This window comes from Rhodococcus sp. 05-2254-2 (assembly GCF_002259095.1).
GTDB lineage: Bacteria > Actinomycetota > Actinomycetes > Mycobacteriales > Mycobacteriaceae > Rhodococcoides.
This window is the reverse complement of sequence record NZ_NOZJ01000006.1, coordinates 399,068-421,389: the sequence shown is the minus strand read 5'-3', so window position 1 is coordinate 421,389 and position 22,322 is coordinate 399,068. Positions and strand designations below refer to the sequence as shown.

Below are 22,322 nucleotides of genomic sequence, written 5' to 3'. Positions count from 1 at the left end.
CGTGTCGTTGGCGGTGAGGTAGGTACTGGTGTTACCGTGAAGTCCCGTGGGTAGCAGGCCCAATTTCCACGCTTCACCTCTCTTATCAGCCCCCTGATAGGAGCAAGCCCTGCAGACTCGTCACGGGAGCCTCATTGTCACGCCTTCAGTCGCGTTCCGACACCAAGCACATTTTCGTCAGTGGGGGCGTCGCGTCCTCACTCGGAAAAGGCCTGACGGCATCCAGCCTCGGCCAGCTACTGACCGCACGCGGATTGCGCGTGACCATGCAGAAGCTCGATCCCTACCTCAATGTCGATCCCGGCACGATGAACCCGTTCCAGCACGGTGAGGTCTTCGTCACCGAGGACGGCTCCGAGACCGACCTCGACGTCGGACACTACGAGCGATTCCTCGACCGCGATCTGTCCGGGTTCGCCAATGTCACCACCGGCCAGGTCTACTCGACGGTCATCGCCAAGGAACGCCGCGGTGAATACCTGGGCGACACCGTTCAGGTCATCCCGCACATCACCGACGAGATCAAGCGTCGCATTCTCGCGATGAACGGCCCGGACCTGCAGGGTCATCAGCCGGACGTCGTGATCACCGAAATCGGCGGCACCGTCGGCGATATCGAGTCGCAGCCGTTCCTCGAAGCAGCGCGTCAGGTGCGCCACGACGTCGGCCGCAACAACGTGTTCTTCCTGCACGTGTCGTTGGTTCCGTTCCTGGCTCCGTCCGGTGAACTCAAGACCAAGCCCACCCAGCACTCCGTCGCAGCACTGCGCAGCATCGGTATCCAGCCCGACGCGTTGATCCTGCGTTGCGATCGCGATGTGCCGCCGGGGCTCAAGAACAAGATCGCGCTCATGTGCGACGTCGACGTCGACGGCTGCATCTCCACGCCCGACGCACCGTCGATCTACGACATTCCCAAAGTGCTGCACAAGGAAGGCCTGGATGCGTACGTCGTCCGTCAGCTCGGTCTCCCGTTCCGCGATGTCGACTGGACCATCTGGGGTGGCCTGCTCGAGCGCGTCCACCAGCCGCGCGAAACCGTGCGCGTCGGCCTGGTCGGCAAGTACGTGGACCTGCCCGACGCGTATCTCTCGGTCACCGAGGCGCTGCGTGCCGGCGGATTCGCCCATCGCGCGAAGGTCGAGATCAAGTGGGTTCCATCCGACGAGTGCGCGACGCCTGCGGGGGCGCAGGCCGCGTTGGGCGACGTCGATGCCGTGCTCATTCCCGGTGGTTTCGGTATCCGCGGTATCGAGGGCAAGCTCGGGGCCATCGAGTTCGCACGTACGCGCAAGATTCCGTTGCTGGGGTTGTGCCTCGGCTTGCAGTGTGTGGTCATCGAGGCGGCTCGGTCGGTCGGTCTGAACGATGCCAATTCCGCCGAGTTCGACCCGGAGACCAAGGATCCGGTGATCTCCACGATGGCCGATCAGGAAGACGCCGTCGCCGGTGACGCCGATCTCGGCGGCACGATGCGCCTCGGTGCCTACCCGGCAACCCTGCAGAAGGGTTCGGTCGTCGCGGCGTCGTACGGCACCGAGAACGTCTCGGAGCGCCACCGTCATCGCTACGAGGTCAACAACGACTACCGGGACCGAATTGCCAAGAGCGGCTTGGTGTTCAGCGGTACTTCTCCGGACGGCCACCTTGTCGAGTTCGTCGAACTGCCTGCGTCGGTGCACCCGTTCTTCGTCGCCACTCAGGCGCATCCGGAGCTCAAGAGCCGGCCGACCCGTCCGCACCCGCTGTTCGCGTCGTTGATCAATGCGGCGCTGAAGTACAAGGCTGCGGAGCGTTTGCCGGTCGACATTCACGGTGACACCGTGGCGGCAGAGGAATCGGACGCGGCCGAGACCGTCGGATGAGCGAGCCTCGGCACGAGTTCACCACTCTCGAATCGTCGGTGCCGTACTCGGGTGCCATCCTCGCCCTCCGGCTCGATCAGGTCGCTATGCCCAACGGTCGCAAGGCCGAGCGTGAGGTGATCGAGCATCACGGCGCGGTCGGGATTCTGGCCGTCGACGATCAGGACCGTGTGGCGATGATCGAGCAGTACCGGCATCCCGTCGGTCGTCGACTGTGGGAGTTGCCCGCCGGTCTGCTGGACGCGCCGGGGGAGCCGCCGGTGCTGGCAGCTCAGCGTGAGCTTGCCGAGGAAACCGGGCTTGCTGCTGGCACATGGTCGGTGCTGGTCGACGTGTTGGCCTCGCCCGGGTTCACCGACGAAGCCGTGCGGATCTTCCTGGCACAAGATCTGACGCAGGTGGATCGGCCGGAGGCACACGACGAGGAAGCCGACATCGAACTCTCCTTCGTGCCGATGGACGAGGCCGTCCGTCGAGCGCTGTCGGGCGAGATCGTCAACGCATCCGCTGTGGCGGGCGTGCTCGCGTTCGCTGCGGCGCGCGCTGCCGGTACCGAATTGCGCCCCGCCGACGCCCCGTGGCCCGATCTGCCGACAGCATTCGAGAAGCGGAAGAGTTCACGAAAGTAGTCACCGTGATCGGCCAGCAGATTCAGACGTACCTCGACCATCTCGTGGTCGAGCGTGGGTCGGCACCGAACACGGTGTCGTCCTACCGTCGCGATCTGGTGCGGTACGAGCGGTTCCTCGGCGGCTACGGCATCACCGATCTGGCGAAGGTCTCGGAGAACGACATCACCGAGTTCGTGCTCTATCTGCGGCGCGGTGATGACGAATTCCCGGCTCTAGCAGCAAGTTCGGCTGCCCGGACGCTGATTGCTGTGCGCGGTCTGCACCGGTTCGCGCTCGCGGAGGGGATGGTCGAGCGCAACGTCGCGAGCGAGGTCAAGCCGCCCCAGCCGGCGAAGCGGTTGCCGAAGTCGCTGCCCGTCGATCAGGTGGTGGCGCTACTCGAATCGGCCTCGGTTGCCGGTCCGGATGCCCCGCGCGGACTGCGGGATCGAGCGTTGTTGGAGCTGCTGTATTCCACCGGGGCTCGAATTTCCGAGGCAGTGGGGCTCGACGTCGACGACATCGACACCGAAGCCCGCTCGGTGCTGCTGCGCGGCAAAGGCGGCAAGCATCGCATCGTCCCGGTCGGGCGACCCGCGATCGAGGCAGTCGACGCCTACCTGGTGCGTGGACGGCCGGGGCTGGTCTCGCGCTCGAATCCTGCGCTGTTCCTCAACGTCCGAGGCGGCAGGTTGTCTCGGCAGAGTGCGTGGCAGGTGTTGCAGGATTCGGCCGTGCGGGCCGGGATCACCGCGGGGGTCTCACCGCACGTTCTTCGGCATTCTTTCGCTACGCATCTGCTGGACGGTGGTGCCGACGTTCGCGTCGTGCAGGAGCTGTTGGGACATGCGTCGGTGACGACGACGCAGATCTACACCCTCGTCACCGTGAACACGATGCGCGAAGTGTGGGCCGGCGCGCATCCGCGGGCGAGATAGCACGAGGCCGGCGGCCGTGCGTCAGCGTGTCCGATGACGCTGCCGGCGCACCAAGCGGTAGCGTTCTCAGAACTACTCGAAGACGAACGGGACAGGGGAGCGCTGGAACGTGTCGACACCGCAGCCGCCAGCGGCGGAGTCAGCTTTGGATCATCCACATCTCGACGGTGGCCTGTTCCAGACGCGTCAACCGGAATCCAGTCGGGAGACACGCGACATCATTCCTGCTCCGAACGAGCTCGGGCCCACCGGTCGGATGACTCGGACCGTCCCGGATCCGCAACCGTTGGCCAATCACGGCCCGGCCAAGATCATCGCGATGTGCAACCAGAAGGGTGGCGTCGGCAAGACGACGTCGACCATCAATCTCGGTGCCTCGTTGGCCGGCTACGGCCGTCGCGTGCTGCTCGTGGACCTCGACCCACAGGGCGCACTGTCCGCGGGATTGGGCGTTGCACATCACGAGCTCGATCTGACGGTCTACAACCTCCTCGTCGAGGCGAAGGTCTCCGCCGACGACATCATCATGCGGACTCGTGTCGAGAATCTCGATCTGATGCCCAGCAACATCGACCTCTCGGCCGCTGAGATTCAGCTGGTCACCGAGGTGGGCCGCGAGCAGACGCTCGGTCGAGTGCTGCATCCGATTCTGGATCGCTACGACTACGTGCTCATCGATTGCCAGCCGTCGCTCGGTCTGTTGACGGTCAATGCGCTCACGTGTGCCGACGAAGTGTTGATCCCGATGGAGTGCGAGTACTTCAGCCTTCGTGGCTTGGCGCTGCTCAACGATACCGTCGAGAAGGTGCGTGATCGTCTCAATCCGCGGCTGAAGTTGGCCGGCATCGTGGTGACGATGTTCGACGCCCGCACACTGCATTCGCGTGAGGTGATGACGCGAGTGGTCGAGGTGTTCGGCGACGTCGTTTACGACACGGTGATCACCAGAACGGTTCGTTTCCCCGAAACCAGTGTCGCCGGTGAGCCGATCACCACGTGGGCTCCGAAATCCGGCGGCGCACAGGCGTACCGCGCCCTGGCGCGCGAGGTGATCTACCGGTCGGGTCCGTGACCGTCGACGCTGCCGACGAGGCCCCGATCGAGGTTCCCGCCGACGCGGATCCGTCGAAATTCAGGGTGCGGTTGCTCAACTTCGAGGGTCCGTTCGATCTGCTGCTGTCGCTGATCAGTCAGCACCGCATGGACGTCACCGAAGTGGCGTTGCACACCGTCACCGACGACTTCATCTCGTTCACCAAGTCACTCGGTGCCGATGTCGGCCTCGACCAGACGACGGAATTCCTCGTCGTAGCCGCGACTCTGCTCGATCTCAAGGCGGCGCGGTTGCTGCCCTCGGGTGATGTGGAGGACGCCGAGGACCTGGCGCTGCTCGAAGTGCGAGATCTCCTCTTCGCTCGACTACTTCAGTACCGCGCCTACAAGCAGGTCGCTCTGTTGTTCGGTGAGCTGGAAGCTGCTGCGCTTCGGCGTTATCCGCGGTCGGTGTCGGTGGAGGACAGGTACGCCGATCTGATTCCGGAGGTGCTGCTGGGCGTCGACCCGGCCACGTTCGCCGACATCGCCGCAGCGGCCTTCAGACCCAAGCCGATTCCCCAGGTGGGACTCGATCACATTCATCAGCACGCGGTCTCGATTCCCGAGCAGGCGGCATGGTTGCTGGAGAATCTGCAAGGCCGAGGTCTGAACGAGTGGGCGTCGTTCTCGGAGTTGGTGCAGGACTGCGAGGTGCAGGTGGAAATAATCGCTCGATTCCTGGCGTTGCTGGAGCTGTTCCGGCAACAGGTGATCGCGTTCGAGCAGCCCGAGCCGCTCGGCGATCTTCGAGTGAGTTGGACCGGTAAGGACGAAGGACCCATCGTGGTCACGGAGGAGGACTACGCATGAGTGCCGACCCCGAACTCGAGCTCGAGGACGTCGACGATTCCGAGGAACTCGACGACACCACTCTCGCGTCGGCGCTCGAAGCTGTGTTGCTGATCGTCGATACACCGGCCTCGGACGAGCAGCTCGCCTCGGCCGTGGGTGCCTCGGTGGCCCGCGTGCGCGCGGCCTTGACGGCGATGGCCGCCGAACTGACCGAACGATCCAGCGGAATCGACCTTCGCTACGCCGGTGACGGATGGCGTTTCTACACCCGAACCGCCTATGCGCCGTACGTCGAACGGCTGCTTCTGGACGGCGCTCGGTCCAAGCTCACACGCGCGGCATTGGAAACCCTGGCCGTGATCGCATATCGTCAACCGTTGACCCGCGCACGAGTCAGCGCCGTGCGAGGAGTCAACGTCGATGGAGTGATGCGTACGTTGCTCGCTCGTGGACTGATCTCCGAAGCAGGAACCGACCCGGAGACAACCGGCACGATGTACAGCACCACCGAGCTGTTCCTCGAACGGCTCGGGCTCGCATCGCTCGGTGATCTACCCGAACTGGCACCGCTGTTGCCGGGTGTGGACCTGATCGACGAGATCAGTGACAGCATGGACACCGACCCGAGAATGACCCGCTCCACCAAGAACCGCGGATCGAAACCCGATCCGGCAGCCGAGCTCGACTCGGACGACTGATAGGTAAGACAAGTGAACAAGCCCGCTCGCCGTGATGGCACACCGGACCGTAACAAGAGACAAGACCCACGCAGGAAGCCGACCGCAGGTAGGTCGGACACTCCGCGTGACGCGCGCCGCGGAGATCGCACCCGCGACGCAGCGCCCCGTGACGGCGCTCCCCGTACCGGAGCCCCGCGCACCGGAGCTCCCCGCACCGGGGGACCTCGCGCAGGCGCGCCGCGTACCGGAGCTCCTCGCACAGGAGCCCGACCTGCCCCTCGCCGTGGCGTCGAGCAGGACGAATCGACCGATTACACGCCCGTCGAGACCGGCGTCAACGACCGCAGCAACGACGCTGTTCCTCGCAAGAAGCCCTCGCGTCCCAAGCCGCCGAAGCCGCAGAAGAAGCAGGTTCCGTCGACCACGATCAGCAACGCCAAGCCGGCGAAGCATCAGCACACCGATTCCTCACCGCGCAAGCATGTGCCCGCCGGTGAAGGTGTTCGGTTGCAGAAGGTGCTCGCACAGGCCGGCGTCGCATCGCGTCGCGCCGCCGAGGAACTGATCGCCGACGGCCGCGTCGAGGTGGACGGACGCATCGTCACCGAACAGGGAATCCGCATCGATCCCAACATCGCCGTGGTCCGTGTCGACGGTACTCGCGTTGTGGTGAAGGAAGAGCTGGTTCATCTCGCGATGAACAAGCCGCGTGGATGGCAGTGCACCATGTCCGACGATCTGGGACGCCCGTGCGTCGGCGACATCGTCTCCGAGCGGGTCCAGGCGGGGCAGCGACTGTTCCATGTCGGCCGCCTCGACGCCGACACCGAGGGACTGTTGCTCTTCACCAACGACGGTGATCTTGCTCACCGCCTGATGCACCCGTCGTTCGAGGTTTCGAAGACCTACCTCGCGACGTTGTCGGGCACCATTCCCCGCACGCTCGGCAAGCAGCTGCGTGAGGGCGTCACCCTCGACGACGGACCGGTGAAGGTCGACGGCTTCCAGCTACTCGACATCTCGGACGGCAAGTCGCTCGTCAAGGTGACCCTGCACGAGGGCCGCAAGCACATCGTGCGTCGGTTGTTCGACAAGGTCGGATTCCCGGTCGGGCGCCTCGTGCGCACCGATGTCGGCAACATCGTGCTCGGCGATCAGCGTCCGGGAACACTGCGTGTTCTCGGTCGCGGCGAGATCGGCAAGCTCTACGAATCCGTAGGCCTGTGATGAGTGCGCTCGTCGTGGCGATGGACGGTCCCTCGGGCACCGGTAAGTCGTCGGTATCGCGCAGACTCGCGTCGGCACTGGAAGCCAGCTACCTCGACACCGGTGCGATGTACCGCGTCGCGACGGTATGGGTTCTCCGTTCGGGCGTCGAGCCCACCGATGCGGATGCGGTCGCGAAAGCTGTTGCGGCGCTTCCCCTCGAGATCGGCAAGGACCCGCTGTCCGAGACCGTGTTGCTCGACGGTGAAGATGTCAGCGACGAAATCCGCGGCGACGCAGTCACCAAGGCCGTCTCGGCGGTGTCCGCAGTGCCTGCGGTGCGCGAGTTGTTGGTGCAGATGCAGCGCGATCTCGCGAGCTCGTCGACGCGAATCGTCGTGGAGGGCCGCGATATCGGCACCGTCGTTCTTCCCGACGCCGACGTGAAGGTGTTCCTGACTGCCTCACCGGAGGCGCGGGCAGAGCGTCGCAACAAACAGAACATCGAACAGGGTCGCGACGACGACTACGAATCCGTGCTCGCGGATGTGCAACGCCGCGATCACGCAGATTCGACGAGAGCAGTGTCACCGCTTCGTCCCGCCGAGGATTCGGTGATCGTCGATACCAGCGAGCTGGATCTCGACGGCGTGATCGAGCGTTTGCTGCTCGTGGTGAACGACAGAAGTGGAGCAGTGCAGTGAGTGAAGAATTCTTCTCCGGCGCAGCGGAAACCGCGGGCGACGGAATATGGAGTGACGAGGGCGAGTGGGAGTACGTCGACCTCAACGAGGGCGAAGACGGCGAAGACGCCGTCGCCGTACCGACTCTCGCCGTCGTAGGGCGTCCGAACGTCGGTAAGTCGACGCTCGTCAACCGCATCATCGGACGACGTGAAGCCGTCGTCGAGGACGTACCCGGCGTCACCCGCGACCGGGTGTCGTACGAGGCCAACTGGAGTGGTCGACGCTTCCTGGTGCAGGACACCGGCGGTTGGGAACCCGACGCCAAGGGTCTGCAGGCATCCGTTGCGCGCCAAGCCGAGTTGGCCATGCACACCGCCGATGCGATCCTGTTGGTCGTCGACGCGCGAGTCGGCTCGACGACGACGGACGAGGCTGTAGCACGAGTACTGCGCCGGTCGAAGACTCCGGTTCTGTTGGTGGCCAACAAGGTCGACGACGGACGCACCGAGTCCGAGGTGGCCGCACTGTGGTCGCTGGGTCTGGGGGAGCCGTTGTCGGTGTCCGCGACCCACGGCCGCGGTACCGGTGATCTGCTGGACCGGGTGCTCGAGGCGTTGCCCGAGACCCCGCGCGAAGGAATCCCCGGTGGGGGACCCAGGCGTGTCGCTCTGGTCGGTAAGCCGAACGTGGGCAAGTCGTCACTGATCAACAAGCTCTCGGGTGACGAGCGCTCGGTGGTGCACGATGTTGCCGGCACCACCGTCGATCCCGTCGACTCGTTGGTCGAATTGGGCGGCAAGACATGGCGATTCGTCGACACCGCCGGACTGCGCAAGCGCGTCAGTCATGCCAGTGGTGCCGAGTTCTACGCGTCGCTGCGCACCAAGTCCGCGATCGAGGCCGCCGAGGTCGCGATTCTGCTTCTCGATGCGTCCGAGGTGATCTCGGAGCAGGACATGCGTGTGCTCAGCATGGTCGCCGATGCCGGCCGCGCGTTGGTGTTGGCGTTCAACAAGTGGGATCTGGTGGACGACGATCGTCGTCAGCAGCTCGAGAAGGAGATCGATCGCGATCTTGCTCGGGTGCCGTGGGCGCAGCGAGTGAACATCTCGGCGCAGACGGGCCGTGCGGTCCAGAAGCTCGTGCCCGCTCTGGAGACGGCTCTGGAGTCGTGGGACAAGCGTGTCCCCACCGGCAGGCTGAACACGTGGCTCAAGGAGGTCGTGGCGGCCACTCCGCCTCCGATGCGAGGCGGACGACTGCCGCGCATCATGTTCGCGACGCAGGCCAGCACCCGGCCGCCGACATTCGTGCTGTTCACCACCGGCTTCCTCGAGGCCGGCTACCGCCGATTCATCGAGCGGCGTCTGCGTGAAGAGTTCAACTTCGACGGCAGCCCCGTCCGCGTTTCGGTACGTATCCGCGAGAAGCGGGAACGGCCGGGCAAGGGCAACAACCGCTGATGTAGCCCGACCCCGCCCCTGAGCAGGCGATTTCCTCTCAGGGGTAGGGCTGGGGTAATCTCAGCAAGCGCCTTTCGAGGCGCGGCGGGCTGTGGCGCAGCTTGGTAGCGCACTTGACTGGGGGTCAAGTGGTCGCAGGTTCAAATCCTGTCAGCCCGACAGATAGTTGCAGGTCAGAGGCGGTTTCGGAGAAGTCCGAAGCCGTCTTTCTTGTGTGCGTGCCGCGGGAGTGTCACTGCTCGTTTCTTACACGGTCGAACTTGGCGCTGCGGCGCTGTCCAGGTGTATCCACCGGCGTCCGGCGATCTGCGTGCGTCGATCGATTGGACCTGAGTGGACGGAGCCACTTGATTCAGCTGGTTCGCAGTCAAGTAGCTACGGAGTCAGGCGGCGGCGAACCGCACCACATCGCGGTCGCGGTCGAGGCGGCAGCACCACCTTTGATGCAGCCCCGGATGCGGGCGACTCGGCATTGATCTCGAGACGGTTGCCGCGCCGCCAGATGTCCCGCTGCCCGAGAACCAAGTAGATGCGCGGTGCTAAGGATTCTGGGCAAGTCCACGGCCTCGTAACGGATTCGTCGATCGCAGCTCAACGGGCCGATGGTGGACGCGAATACCATCCACATGAATTGTTACCGCTTGCCGTGGGTCCGGTTCGAAATACTCGATGGCGCAACGTCTTTTGCATGACGGGTGAGGCCTCGGTTCATTTTTCTGGCTATGGTGCTTCGTCGTACAGTTCGGTCAGTGTTCCGGAGGGGTCGAGTCGGACGAGAAGCTCATCGCAGATGGTCCGAAGTTGACCTAGTTGAGCGGGTGTCACGGCGTCCACCACATTGTGTCGGACGGCTGCGACGTGTCCGGGGGCCGCGGATATCACCGTCGTCCACCCCTTTTCGGTCAACAGCGCGTTCGTGGCGCGGCCGTCGGTGGGGCATGGGGTTCTTTCCATCAGCCCTCTGGCCTCCAAGCGTCTGGCCACGTGGGACAACCGCGCGAGTGTCGAGTTGGTGCGCCGTGCCAGAGTTGTCATCCGCAGGGTCCGATTCTCGGCCTCGGACAGCCTGGTCAGCACGAAGTACTCGAAGTGAGTGAGACCCGAGTCTTTTCGTAGCTGCTGTTCCAACACTCCCGGGAGTAGTTCGACGACAGCAAGCAGTCGTAGCCAGGACCTTTGCTCCTCGTCACTCAACCAGTTCGTGTCCATGGTCACATGATAGCCCATTTACTTGACGCTACAAGTAAATGGGCGCAAGGTTGAAGCATCAACCGAGTGGCATCTTGACGAGGAGTTAGACATGGCAGCTGTATCGGTAATCGGCACAGGCAATATGGGCAAGGCAATCGCAGCGCTGGCAGTCAAGGGCGGACACTCCGTTCAGGTGTTGGCCCGCGCAGACTCCGACACACCGGTGTCCGGAGACATCGTCGTGTTGGCATTGCCGTTCGCAGCGCTCGACAGTGTGGTCGCCGAACGCGGCGCCTCGTTCGCGGGCCGCATCGTCGTCGACATCACCAACCCGGTGAACTTCGAGACCTTCGATTCTTTGACGGTTCCGGCCGATAGCTCAGCGACCGCGTACCTGGCAGCCGCCTTGCCGAACTCACACGTGCTCAAGGCTTTCAATACCAATTTCGCCGGCACCCTGGTCGAAGGAAAGATCGGACAGGCCGTCACCACCGTGCTCATCGCCGGCGACGACTCAGACGCCAAGTCCTCGCTCGCCGACGTCGTCGGTTCAGCAGGGCTCGCCGCGGTCGATGCAGGGTCCCTCGGACGGGCACGCGAATTGGAAAGCGTCGGCTTCCTGCAGATGACACTCGCCGCCGGCGAGAAGATTTCGTGGAGCGGTGGATTCGCGCTCACGTCCTGACTCGTCCCACTCCTACGGAAGTCACGCACGCATGAATGAATTTGCAGATCCGGTTGTTGCGTCTTTCGGATCCACCCACCCTGACGCGCCGTTGGTCGTACTGCTACACGGCCGAGGATCCAACGAGCGTGACATCATGACGCTCGCAGCACATTTGCCGATCGGTCCTTCCTACGTGGCAGTGCGTGCGCCGATAGCGGAAGGTGGTGGGTTCGCATGGTTTGCCAACCGTGGAATCGGCAGACCTGTCGCGGCGTCCCTCGGTGCCACGATGGGGTGGTTCCGCACGTGGTTGGACGACTTTGCGGCTGCCGGCCGGCCGGTGCTGCTCGCGGGCTTCAGCGGCGGTGCGGCTTTCGCTGGTGGTCTTGCTCTCGCTGATCCGGCGCGATACGCCGGTGTTGCGGTCATGTACGGCACTCTTCCGTTCGACGCGGGTGTCCCGGTCGATGCGGGACGCCTTGCGCACCTTCCTGTGTTCATTGCGCAGGGAGACGCCGACCAGGTCATTCCCAACGAATTGCTCTCGCGTACTTGGGAATACGTTCTGTCCGAGTCCGGCGCACCGGCAGACGCTCATCGAGACCCGGGCGGGCATGGGATGAGCGCGTCGGTGGTATCGGCTCTCGGCGAATGGATTGCGTACCGATTCCGTTTTCGCGAGAACCATCAGGTTCCGGTGCCGGGGCCTCGACGAGCGCCCGAGTGGTCGACCTTGGCGGGCGCATTGCCTGCCCGTCGCGGCAGCCATCCGGATGTGTCGTGGGCAATTCCACAGCAACAGTTGTCGGATAATTCCCCGGTGGAGTTGCAGGAACAACTGTTGGCACACATCGCATCTCTCGACGGTGTGGCCGTGGGACCGTCGCACATCTCGGTCCCTGGAGCACGGGCACTCACGCTCGACGACTCGTCTGCTGGGGTGGATAGTTTTCTCGTCCCATCGGTACGCGAGTTCGCCCACCTGCATCCGCCCCAGGACGGCTCGCTGCACCTGGTGTTGCCTCCTGACCAGGCCGCGGATCTGGTGGCGAAGGGGTACGGGCGTATGCACCCCTGGGCAGGAACGCGACTCGCTGTCGGGTTCGTCATGGTGTACGGGCCGCGGGATGCCGAAGAGCTGGACGTCGTTCGTCGGATCGTCGAGGCCAGTTACAACTTCGCACGAGGCAGAATTGGGCCTGCGACGTGAAAATCACTGCAGAAGCGGCAGCGGCGCGGTTGTCCCAAGCACGCCGGTCCGGTACGACGATCGAGCCATTCAGTGATGTCGATCCGAGTGTCGATGCCACGTGGGGATATTCGGTACAGGATCTCGATCGACAGAACCGCCGCGCGAACAACGAGAATGTCATCGGCGCCAAGCTCGGACTGACGAGCCTGGCCAAGCAGCGGAGAATCGGAGTGGACACCCCGGTCGTCGGATTCTTGACCGACGCGATGACGGTCGAAGCCGATCAAGTGTCGGTTGAGTTGGAGCGGTGGGTTCAACCGCGCATAGAACCCGAAATTGCATTCGTCATCGCTCGTGACATTTCCGGACCCATCACTCGTGCGGAGGCTGCGGCACTCGTCGACTTCGTCACGGTTGGGGCGGAAATCATCGACTCTCGTTTCACCGGTTATTGTTTCGGCCTGGCCGACGTGATCGCCGACAACACCAGCGCCGCCGGTTTGATCCTCGGACCGCCGCATCGGTTGGCCGACATCGATGATCTTGCGGCGGTGCAGTGCGTCGTCGAGGTGAACGGGGTGGACGTTCGGGAAGCACTGGGTTCTGCGGTGCTCGGGGACCCGCTGCTGTCGTTGGTAGTGCTCGCGCGGCATCTGGCCGGTCGCGGTGAGACGCTGTCTGCCGGTTCAGTTGTGCTTGCAGGTGCACTGACCGACGCCGTACCACTGAACACGGACTGCCGTTACGCACTTCGCGTCGAGAGCCTCGGTGCTGTGTACGTCGCGCTCTGACAATCGATATACGAAACAATTCAAGATCACATGGACTCCGGCTGTCACCGGAACACAACAGGCAAGGAATTCTTCATGGTTACGATCGGCACCTCATCGCTAGAGGTTTACCCACTCGCATTGGGCGGCAACACCTTCGGCTGGACCACCGACGAAGATGCATCGTTCGAGATTCTCGACGCCTTTACCGCCGGCGGTGGCAACTTCATCGACACCGCTGATTCGTACTCCGCCTTCGCGGACGGTAACTCCGGTGGCGAGTCCGAGACCGTCATCGGCAACTGGACAGCCAAGCGCAACAACCGTGACGATGTGGTGATCGCGACCAAGGTGAGCCAGCACCCCGACTTCATGGGCCTGTCTGCGTCCAACATCGCTGCCGCAGCCGACGCGTCGCTTGCGCGACTGCAGTCCGATCACATCGATCTCTACTACGCGCACTACGACGATGAGACGGTGCCTCTGGTCGAGACGCTGGGGGCATTCGACGCGCTGGTGACCGCCGGTAAAGTCCGCTACGTCGCGATCTCGAACTACAGCCCCGAGCGCATCCGCGAATGGGTCGACACCGCGAAAGACAACGGTTTCGCCGCACCCGTCGCGCTGCAGCCCGAATACAACCTTGTCGCCCGCAGCGACTACGAGGGTGAGCGACAGCAGTTGGCACTCGACAACGATCTCGGTGTGTTTCCGTACTTTGCCCTCGCGGCGGGATTCCTCACCGGGAAATACCGCACGCAGGACGATTTCACCACGCACATTCGTAGCACGATGGCCAAGGGATACTTCTCCGATGCAGGTCTGGCCGTCGTCTCGGCCCTCGACGACATCGCCTCGGCTCACTCCGCCGAGATTTCTTCGGTGGCGTTGGCATGGTTGCTGGCTCAGCCCGGAATTACGGCACCTATCGCCAGCGCCAGCAAGATCTCCCAGTTGCCTGGCCTGCTGGCCGCGCCTGCGCTGACCCTCGCTTCGGATGAGATCGACCGACTGACCACACTGTCCGACGCTGTGTGATTTCACAGGTCCGATGATTCGGCAAGACAGACCTGGACCGGATGAGACGAGCCAACCGGCGCGGATGGAGATGATCTTCGTCCCCATGCGCGTCGTCGTCGACAGTGCAGTCAGCAGGACCACTGGTCGCATCTGCCCATTACACGCAACGGCATCGAACGGATTTGGTACCTTTTGGAGATCAATGTGTCAGATTTTGAGACAGCAAAAGAATGAATGTGGAGGCCAAGTATGGACCTCAGGCACTTCGAAGCGTTCATCGCCGTAGCCGAGGAGCTGCACTTCAGCAGAGCTGCGGAGCGGCTGCGCATCGCCCAGCCACCCCTCAGTCAGCGGATCCGGCAGATGGAAAAGGAGTTGGGGGTCGCTCTGTTCGTTCGGAGTACACGGGCGGTCTCGCTGACTCCGGCCGGTGAATCGCTGTTGGGTCCGGCTCGGAAAGTGGTGTCCGGTGCCGCCGAGGCACGGGATGCGGCACTGGCGGGCGCTGCGGGCGAGTCTGGGCGGGTGACCATCGGATTCGCGGGTGCTTCCAGTCGCATCGCTTTGCCCCAGTTGGCCGGTGCCGTCCGCGACCGGTTTCCGAATGTGGACCTACAACTGCGTGGTCAGACGTACGCGAATTCAGCCCTCGAACAGGTCCGGGAAGGTTCGCTGGACCTCGGATTCGTCCGCCTGCCTTTCCTCAGCAGGGGAGTGGACTACGTGGTTATCGAGCGTGAAGAGTTGATCTGTGCGCTCCCGTCGTCTCACCGGCTGGCACATCGATCGACTGTCGCTCTGTCGGATCTGGTCGACGAACCGTTCGTGACCTTTCCCGCGAACTCGGGGTCGAGTTTGCACGCCATCGGTGTTCAGGCGTGCGCGCACGCAGGTTTCCAGCCGCGGGTAGCTCAAGCTGCGCCGGATTCCTACACCATTCTGGCGATGGTGGCGGCCGGGGTCGGCGTCACGCTCACGCTGAGCTCCTGCAAGGACATTCAGCCTTACGGGCTGGTGTACAAATCCATCTCGGACTTCACACCAGCGTTGCACTCAGCCCTTGCATGGAATACCGAGTCGGCTTCCCCGGCAACACATTCGGTGGTCTCCGTCGCAAAGTCGCTGTTTGCGCATCCTGATTCGCAGACGCAGTCTCCGGACGCATGAGCGAAAGCAACCCTCAGGGTCGGCTGCTCTATCTCAGATAGACACGATTCGGGTCGATGTGATGCCGCAACAGGTCGAGCTGATGCAAGTCCGGTTCGGGTAGCTCGACGATATTGCGTGCAAGCTTCAGAGGCCAACCGGTCGCCTCGCTCACTGTAGTCGGGTCGACACCCGGGGAGACGGCGACGAGTTCGAGTTCGTCGTACATGCCTTCGCGGGCCAGAACTCCTAGTTCGGTGTACACCTTGGTGACGCCCCGGCCGAATGGGCGTCCACCGGCGCGCCGTATGCGTTCGGGTCCGGGAGAAGTGCAGAAGTCCAGTTCGTCGACGAAGGATTGCGGATTGTGTCGACGCATGATCACGTGGACTTCCCGAGCATTCATCATCACTTCGTGGGCACCGCCCGAACCTGGCAACCGTTTGTCCGGCTTGTGCCAATCTCCGATGACCGACGAGTTCAGGTTTCCGTATCTGTCGATCTGCGCAGCGCCGAGGAAGCCGACATCGACGCGGCCACCCTGAAGTACATAGCCGAAAAGCGCAGGCAGAGTCAGGACGGCCTCGGCACCTGTGATGAGCACCGAATCTGCAATGGTTGCGGGCAGTTCGCTGGGATGCGCGCCAGTGACCCCGGACTCGTAGACCACCTCGATGTCGGGTGCCACGGTCTGCTGAGCCAGGGCGACGACCACTGTCGGCAGACCGATTCCGGCGAACACGATCCGTTTGGCTGCGAGATCTCGAGCGGCGGTGATCGTGAGCATTTCGGCCTGAGTGGCTCCCCGGAGTGTCGTTGTGTCTACATCGTTCGTCATAGCTGGATCCTTCTTCCGTAATCGATGGGAGTGCTTTCGGCTCGTCCGACAGCCAAGCCATCGATGCGGGCGGAACCGAGCTTGTCCAGATAACCGAGATGGTTCTGCGTTTCGACGACCCACTCCTGGAGCCAGGCGATGAGCCGCTCGTGGTCGGCACTGATGTGCGCCCATTCGAGATAGAACGCGTTGTCTCGGTCGTAGTAGCCCTGAGCGAATGACGGATGGGCACCCATCGGCACGGGTACGACCGCGTCGACCGCATGTGACGGCAAAATCGTCCGGTTCGGGTCTCCACGCACGATGTCGTCGTCGACGATCTCTTCCACAGTGACGATCACACGGTCTGCGGCAAAAGCCGCCTCGGCCTGAATGCCGGTCAGACCCCACATCTGGATGTTGCCGAGTCTGTCGGATCGCTGCGCATGAATGATTGTCACATCCGGGTTGATCGGGGGGACCACATAGATTTTGTCCCGCGTTCCATCTGGTCCGGGGAACGGTGACTCGACCTGCCGGTAGTCGGAGTTGACACTCGGGAGGTCGCTGCCGGTGATGGACCGCAGCGGGTAGAAGGGAAGCCGTTGTGCACCAGCGAGATAGCGGCACACCATGCTGTGGTGCGTATATTCGACAAATTCGAGTGGCGCGGGATCGGCTCGTTCTATGCGGCGTCGCAGCTCACCGAGGGAGCCCGCCGAGGAATTGCCGATGAATGATGACACCAAGGTCGATATGCATCCTGCGGCCACCAGCTGGTCGGCGATGATGTCTGCCGTCATTCGAACCAGTGTCAAGTCGGTCAGGCCCTGGCGAATCATCTCGTGCCCTGCCGCCACCGGTATGGCATGCGTGAAGCCCTCGATGGACACCACATCTCCGGAGTGAACATGTTCTGCGATGGCATCGTCGAGCGAGGCGACCTTGCTCCGGTCTACGGTTGTCACGTTGGTTTCTCCTGTCGGTGCGCTGCTCGATGAGCCTGCCTGCTCAATTGTTTCGAGTCCAATATCCAAAATGGTCGTTTTAAGACGTTGGCGAGATCAGTCTGAGCGAGACCCCTTGCGTCCGGACGGTAGATCAATCGAGAAACATTGATATCGAAGGCCTCTGAATTGGTGTCGTCACAGTATTGGACGGGTCGCTTTGTGGCTTGCGACACTCGGGTGACCATCTTCGAAAGGAATCACCGTGGAGCTTCGACTTCATCACGTCAACGTCACCTCCGACGACATGGAAGAGCTGGGTAGGTTTTACTCCGACGCTCTCGGCCTGGGCGAGATTCCCAGCCCAGCGATGATCGCAACCTCGCGCTCGACCGGTAGCGGCGAATCGGGAGACGACGAATGGGCCACTCGCGCAAAGTTCTACGATGCCGGCGACAAGGATGAGCTCCAACTCCACGCGACCCGGCGGCAGCCTTATCTTGCGCTGACCGAAGGTCACACCGTGAATCCGCTCATCGGCGGGCATGTCGCATTCCGAACAGACGATATTCAAGAATTGATGCGCCGATTGCGCGAGCACAACATCCCCTTCGACGACTGGGGTATCTGGTCGGTGGAGGGGTGGTATCAGATCTTCTTCACCGACCCCGCCGGAAACATGATCGAGGTTCATCAAGTCATGGAGGCAGAAGAACAGTCATGAGTGGCGCGTCGTCGGGACCAGGGTTGCCGACCTACGCACAGCTGCAGCAACGACCCGATGATGTACGCGGCACCGCGTGGGGACTTTTCGGCTGGGACGATCAGTTGGGGAGCCTCAATCATCTGACCGCCGCTCGGGTCGTCGCTGCGGCGCGTCTGGTCACGACCGGCCATCGCGTCAACCTCAATCTGTCGCTGTCGGCCTTCGCCATACCGCTCATCGCCCACCGCGGTAACCCAGTGCACGAAGTGTTCGGGCTCAACGAGTTTCATCGAGACGATCGAGTGGACAGCTTCTACCCACAAGCGTCGACACAGATCGACAGTCTTCGACACTTCGCCCACCCCGACCGTGGTTTCTACAACGGGGCAGACCCGGACGACATCGTCGCAGGCAACGAGTCCCTTGGAATCCAGCACGTCGCTGCCGCCGGAATCGCCGGTCGTGGCGTACTCCTCGACGTTTCTGGATATCGGAAGTCCTGTGGGAAGCCCATCGACCACAGCACCAACGAACAGATCGGTGTCGAGGATCTGGAAGCCACGGCGCGCTGGCAGAACGTCGTTCTCGAGCCCGGAGACATTCTGGTCCTGAGATTCGGCTGGACCGAGCATTTCGTCGTCGATGCCAACCCGTACGAGGGTCGGTCGGTGGGACTCGAGCAGTCCGAGGAGATGGCCGCCTGGTTGTGGGACAGCCAGTTTGCGCTGGTTGCCGCGGACAATGTCGCGTTGGAGGCCTGGCCGTCGGATCACTCGGGTCTGCCAACAGTGCAGGCAGAAGCCACCGGAGCACTGCCACATTCGTCGCATACTGGAATGCTGCATCGCATCTTGATTCCCCTGCTGGGCATCTATATCGGAGAATTGTGGGATCTCGAAGAACTGTCGCAACGATGCAAGGACACCGGGCGCTTCGAATTCTTCGTCACGGCCGAGCCGTTGAATCTGCTCGGCGGGGTCGGCTCTCCGGCAAATGCTCTGGCCATTCTCTGAGTTCTGCCGACGTACGTGCAGGCCGCAGCCGCTGCGCCCTGCCTCATGAAGGGAAATACTGTGCTGTTGGAAGGGAAGACCGCCGTTGTCACCGGAGGGCCGGGAGGGCTCGGCCGGGCTATCGCGTCTGCATTTCTCGCGCAGGGCGCGAATGTGGTCCTCACCGATATTTCGGAGGCAGCCCTCGACCGGGCGCGCGCGGATCTCGATGCCGGCGACAAACTCATCAGCGTCTCCGGTGACGTGTCGTCGGCGTCCGACGTGAAGGCGGCTGGTGCAATTGCGGTGAATCAGTTCGGTTCACTCGACATCTGGGTCAACAACGCGGGTTTCACGCGCGATGCCACGATGCGCCGCATGACCGAAGACGAATTCGACGACGTGATCCGCGTACATCTCAAGGGTGCCTGGTTGGGAACCCGGGAAGCTGCGGCCATCATGCGCGAACAGGACAGCGGCGGGTCGATCGTCAACATGTCGTCTATCTCGGGGAAGGTGGGCATGATCGGACAGAGCAATTACAGCGCAGCCAAGGCCGGCATCGTCGGTCTGACCAAGGCTGCAGCGAAGGAAGTCGGGTTCGCCGGTGTCCGAGTCAATGCCGTGCAGCCCGGAATCATCGACACACCGATGACATCCGGATTGCCGCAGAAGGTCATGGAGTCCAAGCTGGCGGAAGTTCCGATGAACCGTTTCGGTCGACCGGACGAAGTTGCCGGGGCGGTGCTATTCCTTGCCAGTCCGATGTCCAGCTACGTCACCGGCACGGTCCTGGAGGTCACCGGAGGCCGACACATCTAGGACTCTCGGACACCGGTAATCGCCGATGCCGGTGCAGGACAACGTTCCTGCACCGGCATCGGTCTTACTTGTCGGTGCGGTAGCGACTCAACTTGTCCGGATCGACGCTGACTCCGACGCCCGGACCGACGGGGATCTTCATGAGACCGTCGCGAATGACCAAGGGCTCGGCGATCAGATCGTCGGCGAGGTCGAGGTAGTTCGACAACTCTCCGGGTCGCGAATGAGTGGCCTTGAACGCCGAGCCGAAGGCGACAGTTGCCGCTGAACCGATCTGAGTGTCGATCTGATTTCCCATGAGGACATCGACGCCCATGCCCTGACAGAGGCCCAGGACCGCAACACTGTTGGTGAAGCCCCCGCGCGCGGTCTTTATGCTCACGGCATCGCATCCGCCGGACATCAGTTCTCGGGACACGTCACCGGGGCGTGGAACGCTTTCGTCGCCCACAATGGGAATCGTGGACGTCGCTACCAGCCGACGTCTACCCATGGTTTCCCTTGCGTCGCAGGGCTCTTCGAAGAGGCTCGTCCGGGAATCCACCAGTGCCGGCAACGCCGCGATCGCTTCGTTTGCAGTCCAGCCTCGGTTGGCATCGACGTACAGTTCGATATCGTCGTCGAGTTCGCGCGCGAGTATCGCGCACAGCTCGAGGTCCAGCTCCTTTGGGCGGCGACCGACCTTGATCTTGAATGCTCGTATTCCGTGTTCGTCGACGAAGTATCGGGCTTCGTCCAATACCTCTTGCGCGCTGTGAAACCCGAGCATGTGTGACACCCGCAGGTGATCCGAGTAGCCACCCAACAGCTTCGAGACCGACACTCCCAGGGTGATGCCGACTGCATCCCAGATCGCGATGTCGATCGCTCCTTTGGCGACGTCGTTGTGCACTGTTCGGTCGAGGATCGCGCTGATTCGTTCGCGCTCGAGAATCGACTGTCCGACAAGGGCTGGTCCGAATACATCGTCGATGACAGCGACTATCGAGCGTTGGGTCTCGCCGTACGTGTAGGGCCGCGGCGGTGCATCGGCGATACCGATGACGCCGTCACTGGTGTGTACCCGAATCAGAACATGGTCCGCTACGGTCACCTCGCCGCTGGCGAACTTCAAGGGCTTTCGGAACGGGATGGCGTACGGAATTGCCTCGATCTTTTCGATCTTCATGATGTGGTGCACCTTTCGATCCAGTGTGCGTCGAGCATGGGTGTGCGGTCGGCCCCGTCGGGTCCGACCGCACACCCATGTGGGAGTGAATTTTCAGCGAGCATCGATTGCAGTCGGATCCAGAGCCACCGTCGTCTTGGTGTGGAGTCCTCCGGTGACCTTGTCCGTCCAACGACTCATCGCGAAAACCAGGACGGCTGCGGCGACGAAGAAGCCGGACATGATGAGTAGGCCGGTCTCGCTCGATCCTGTTCTGTCCTGCAGGAAGCCGAACAGGTACGGGCCGATCAGCCCGCTGAGGCTGGCAAGGCCGTTGATCATCGCGAGGGCCACAGCAGCCAGACCTGCAGTGAACACCTGCGCAGGCATGGAGTTGAACGAAGGAAGTGAGCCGAAGAATCCACCGGCCGCGAGGCTGATGCCGAGCAGTGCGAGGTAGGGATTACCGGTCAGGGCTGCGGTCGCCAGTCCTACTGCACCGGCTATCTGAAGGATGGTCATGTGCCAAGTGCGCTCACCGGTCTTGGACACGTTCTTCGAGACGAGGATCATGACCACGGCCGCGAATGCCCACGGTATGGCCGACACCATTCCCGATGCCACGAAGCCGAGATCGAATTGGCTGCGAACGATCGTGGGGAGGAAGTACGCAATCGTCCAGTAACCGATCGTCATGCAGAAGTACAGGATTGTGAACGCCCATGCGGCGGGGCGACGCAGCACAGCCCAGAGGTACTTGATCTCGTGGCCGGGACCGTCGGGACGTTGTGCGGAATGCTTGGCGAGGTACTCCTTTTCGGAGTCATCGAGCCACTTTGCCTCCGACGGTCCGTTCGGAAGGCGGAGGTAGATGTAGGCCGCGAGTGCGATGGCGGGGATGCCCTCGATGAGGAATGCCCAGCGCCATCCTGCCAGCCCGAAGAGTCCATCCAACGACAGCAGCGACGAGGTAAGGATGGATCCGACGGCGAGTGCGATCGGCACTGACAGGTTCAGCATCGAGTACGTCTTGGGGAGCATGCGTGGGGGACACCAGAAGGCCAGGAACAGCAGTGCACCGGGCGAGAATCCGGCCTCGGCGACGCCGAGCATTATTCGCACGATGTACAGCGTGACGTCGTTCTGGACGAACGCCATGAGCATTGTGCAGGCACCCCAGCTGACCATGATGCGGGCGAGCCACACTCGAGCTCCGAATTTGGCCATTGCCATGTTGGACGGGATCTCGAAGAAGCAGTAGCCGATGTAGAACAGCCCGGCGGCCAGCCCGAACGTTGCGGCAGACAGTCCTAGGTCCTCCGACATGGGTCCGGCCAGAACACCGATGTTGGCTCTGTCGATGTACGAGATGAACATTCCCAGCATGATGACCGGGATCACCCGGCGAAGAGTCTTCTTGTAGATCCGTACTTCGATGTCGTCGACGGGTGAATCGTCCGACGTGAGTTGGTTTTTCATCGGTTGGCTCCTCGGGAATACGATTGTGCGGTGCGTGTCCGGTGCTGTGGCGGCTGCAGTCGGGGTGTTGTAACTGCTGGACTTCCCGCG

22 protein-coding genes and 1 tRNA gene are annotated in these 22,322 nt (G+C 62.7%); 18 read left to right on the top strand and 5 right to left on the bottom strand.

Features of this window, described 5'->3' with window-relative positions:
* The first annotated feature begins 134 nt into the window (after positions 1-134).
* From CH283_RS09550 to CH283_RS09505, 10 genes are all read left to right on the top strand, one after another.
* A complete protein-coding gene (locus tag CH283_RS09550) occupies positions 135-1,865 on the top strand; it encodes a CTP synthase (RefSeq protein ID WP_094641573.1) in 1,731 nt (576 codons plus the stop codon).
* Positions 1,862-2,494: an NUDIX domain-containing protein gene (locus tag CH283_RS09545; protein WP_094641575.1), complete on the top strand. Its 633-nt coding sequence runs from the start codon at positions 1,862-1,864 to the stop codon at positions 2,492-2,494. Before CH283_RS09550 ends, CH283_RS09545 begins: the two co-directional genes overlap by 4 nt.
* Positions 2,495-2,499: 5 nt before the next feature.
* Positions 2,500-3,414 carry a site-specific tyrosine recombinase XerD gene (gene xerD, locus CH283_RS09540; protein ID WP_094641577.1) on the top strand — a complete coding sequence of 305 codons (915 nt, stop codon included), beginning with the start codon at positions 2,500-2,502 and terminating at the stop codon, positions 3,412-3,414.
* Positions 3,415-3,523: 109 nt separating this feature from the next.
* On the top strand, positions 3,524-4,486 hold the full coding sequence (locus CH283_RS09535; protein ID WP_068051009.1) for a ParA family protein: 963 nt from the start codon (positions 3,524-3,526) through the stop codon (positions 4,484-4,486).
* Positions 4,483-5,319: a segregation and condensation protein A gene (locus tag CH283_RS09530; RefSeq protein WP_037189201.1), complete on the top strand. Its 837-nt coding sequence runs from the start codon at positions 4,483-4,485 to the stop codon at positions 5,317-5,319. The genes CH283_RS09535 and CH283_RS09530 overlap by 4 nt, the downstream gene beginning before the upstream one ends.
* The gene (scpB, locus tag CH283_RS09525; protein WP_094641579.1) at positions 5,316-5,999 is read left to right on the top strand and encodes an SMC-Scp complex subunit ScpB; all 684 of its coding nucleotides are present in this window, start codon (positions 5,316-5,318) and stop codon (positions 5,997-5,999) included. The genes CH283_RS09530 and scpB overlap by 4 nt, the downstream gene beginning before the upstream one ends.
* Before the next feature lie 12 nt (positions 6,000-6,011).
* On the top strand, positions 6,012-7,208 hold the full coding sequence (locus CH283_RS09520) for a pseudouridine synthase (RefSeq protein ID WP_082323570.1): 1,197 nt from the start codon (positions 6,012-6,014) through the stop codon (positions 7,206-7,208).
* Complete coding sequence (gene cmk, locus CH283_RS09515; RefSeq protein ID WP_094641581.1) at positions 7,208-7,891, top strand: (d)CMP kinase; 684 nt, start codon at positions 7,208-7,210, stop codon at positions 7,889-7,891. Before CH283_RS09520 ends, cmk begins: the two co-directional genes overlap by 1 nt.
* Positions 7,888-9,336: a ribosome biogenesis GTPase Der gene (der, locus tag CH283_RS09510; protein WP_037189204.1), complete on the top strand. Its 1,449-nt coding sequence runs from the start codon at positions 7,888-7,890 to the stop codon at positions 9,334-9,336. The genes cmk and der overlap by 4 nt, the downstream gene beginning before the upstream one ends.
* Before the next feature lie 85 nt (positions 9,337-9,421).
* Positions 9,422-9,495 (top strand) — tRNA-Pro (locus CH283_RS09505).
* 561 nt (positions 9,496-10,056) lie between these two features.
* Here CH283_RS09505 and CH283_RS09500 read toward each other — a convergent pair.
* Positions 10,057-10,545 carry a MarR family winged helix-turn-helix transcriptional regulator gene (locus tag CH283_RS09500; protein ID WP_094642329.1) on the bottom strand — a complete coding sequence of 163 codons (489 nt, stop codon included), beginning with the start codon at positions 10,543-10,545 and terminating at the stop codon, positions 10,057-10,059.
* Between the two features lie 91 nt (positions 10,546-10,636).
* On the opposite strand from CH283_RS09500, the gene CH283_RS09495 reads away from it, so the two are divergent.
* From CH283_RS09495 to CH283_RS09475, 5 genes are all read left to right on the top strand, one after another.
* Complete coding sequence (locus tag CH283_RS09495) at positions 10,637-11,212, top strand: NADPH-dependent F420 reductase (RefSeq protein ID WP_094641583.1); 576 nt, start codon at positions 10,637-10,639, stop codon at positions 11,210-11,212.
* A gap of 31 nt (positions 11,213-11,243) precedes the next feature.
* Positions 11,244-12,404: a luciferase domain-containing protein gene (locus CH283_RS09490; protein WP_094641585.1), complete on the top strand. Its 1,161-nt coding sequence runs from the start codon at positions 11,244-11,246 to the stop codon at positions 12,402-12,404.
* Positions 12,401-13,177, top strand: coding sequence for a 2-keto-4-pentenoate hydratase (locus tag CH283_RS09485; protein ID WP_094641587.1), 777 nt, complete (start codon positions 12,401-12,403; stop codon positions 13,175-13,177). The genes CH283_RS09490 and CH283_RS09485 overlap by 4 nt, the downstream gene beginning before the upstream one ends.
* Positions 13,178-13,252: 75 nt before the next feature.
* Positions 13,253-14,194, top strand: coding sequence for an aldo/keto reductase (locus CH283_RS09480; protein WP_094642330.1), 942 nt, complete (start codon positions 13,253-13,255; stop codon positions 14,192-14,194).
* Between the two features lie 231 nt (positions 14,195-14,425).
* Positions 14,426-15,343, top strand: coding sequence for a LysR family transcriptional regulator (locus CH283_RS09475; protein ID WP_094641589.1), 918 nt, complete (start codon positions 14,426-14,428; stop codon positions 15,341-15,343).
* A 28-nt stretch (positions 15,344-15,371) separates the two neighbouring features.
* Here the strand turns inward: CH283_RS09475 and CH283_RS09470 are convergent, their stop codons facing one another.
* Both CH283_RS09470 and CH283_RS09465 read right to left on the bottom strand, forming a co-directional pair.
* Complete coding sequence (locus tag CH283_RS09470) at positions 15,372-16,160, bottom strand: CoA-transferase subunit beta (RefSeq protein WP_094641591.1); 789 nt, start codon at positions 16,158-16,160, stop codon at positions 15,372-15,374.
* Positions 16,157-17,107, bottom strand: coding sequence for a CoA transferase subunit A (locus tag CH283_RS09465; protein ID WP_094641593.1), 951 nt, complete (start codon positions 17,105-17,107; stop codon positions 16,157-16,159). Before CH283_RS09465 ends, CH283_RS09470 begins: the two co-directional genes overlap by 4 nt.
* A 244-nt stretch (positions 17,108-17,351) precedes the next feature.
* On the opposite strand from CH283_RS09465, the gene CH283_RS09460 reads away from it, so the two are divergent.
* The 3 genes from CH283_RS09460 to fabG are packed head-to-tail and all read left to right on the top strand — an operon-like array spanning position 17,352 to position 19,606.
* On the top strand, positions 17,352-17,810 hold the full coding sequence (locus CH283_RS09460) for a VOC family protein (RefSeq protein ID WP_094641594.1): 459 nt from the start codon (positions 17,352-17,354) through the stop codon (positions 17,808-17,810).
* Complete coding sequence (locus CH283_RS09455) at positions 17,807-18,805, top strand: cyclase family protein (RefSeq protein WP_094641596.1); 999 nt, start codon at positions 17,807-17,809, stop codon at positions 18,803-18,805. Before CH283_RS09460 ends, CH283_RS09455 begins: the two co-directional genes overlap by 4 nt.
* 45 nt (positions 18,806-18,850) lie before the next feature.
* Complete coding sequence (fabG, locus tag CH283_RS09450; RefSeq protein WP_094641598.1) at positions 18,851-19,606, top strand: 3-oxoacyl-ACP reductase FabG; 756 nt, start codon at positions 18,851-18,853, stop codon at positions 19,604-19,606.
* Positions 19,607-19,670: 64 nt separating this feature from the next.
* Here fabG and CH283_RS09445 read toward each other — a convergent pair whose 3' ends face one another.
* A complete protein-coding gene (locus tag CH283_RS09445) occupies positions 19,671-20,774 on the bottom strand; it encodes a mandelate racemase/muconate lactonizing enzyme family protein (protein WP_094641600.1) in 1,104 nt (367 codons plus the stop codon).
* A 93-nt stretch (positions 20,775-20,867) separates the two neighbouring features.
* Complete coding sequence (locus CH283_RS09440; RefSeq protein ID WP_094641602.1) at positions 20,868-22,232, bottom strand: MFS transporter; 1,365 nt, start codon at positions 22,230-22,232, stop codon at positions 20,868-20,870.
* Between the last annotated feature and the right edge of the window lie 90 nt (positions 22,233-22,322).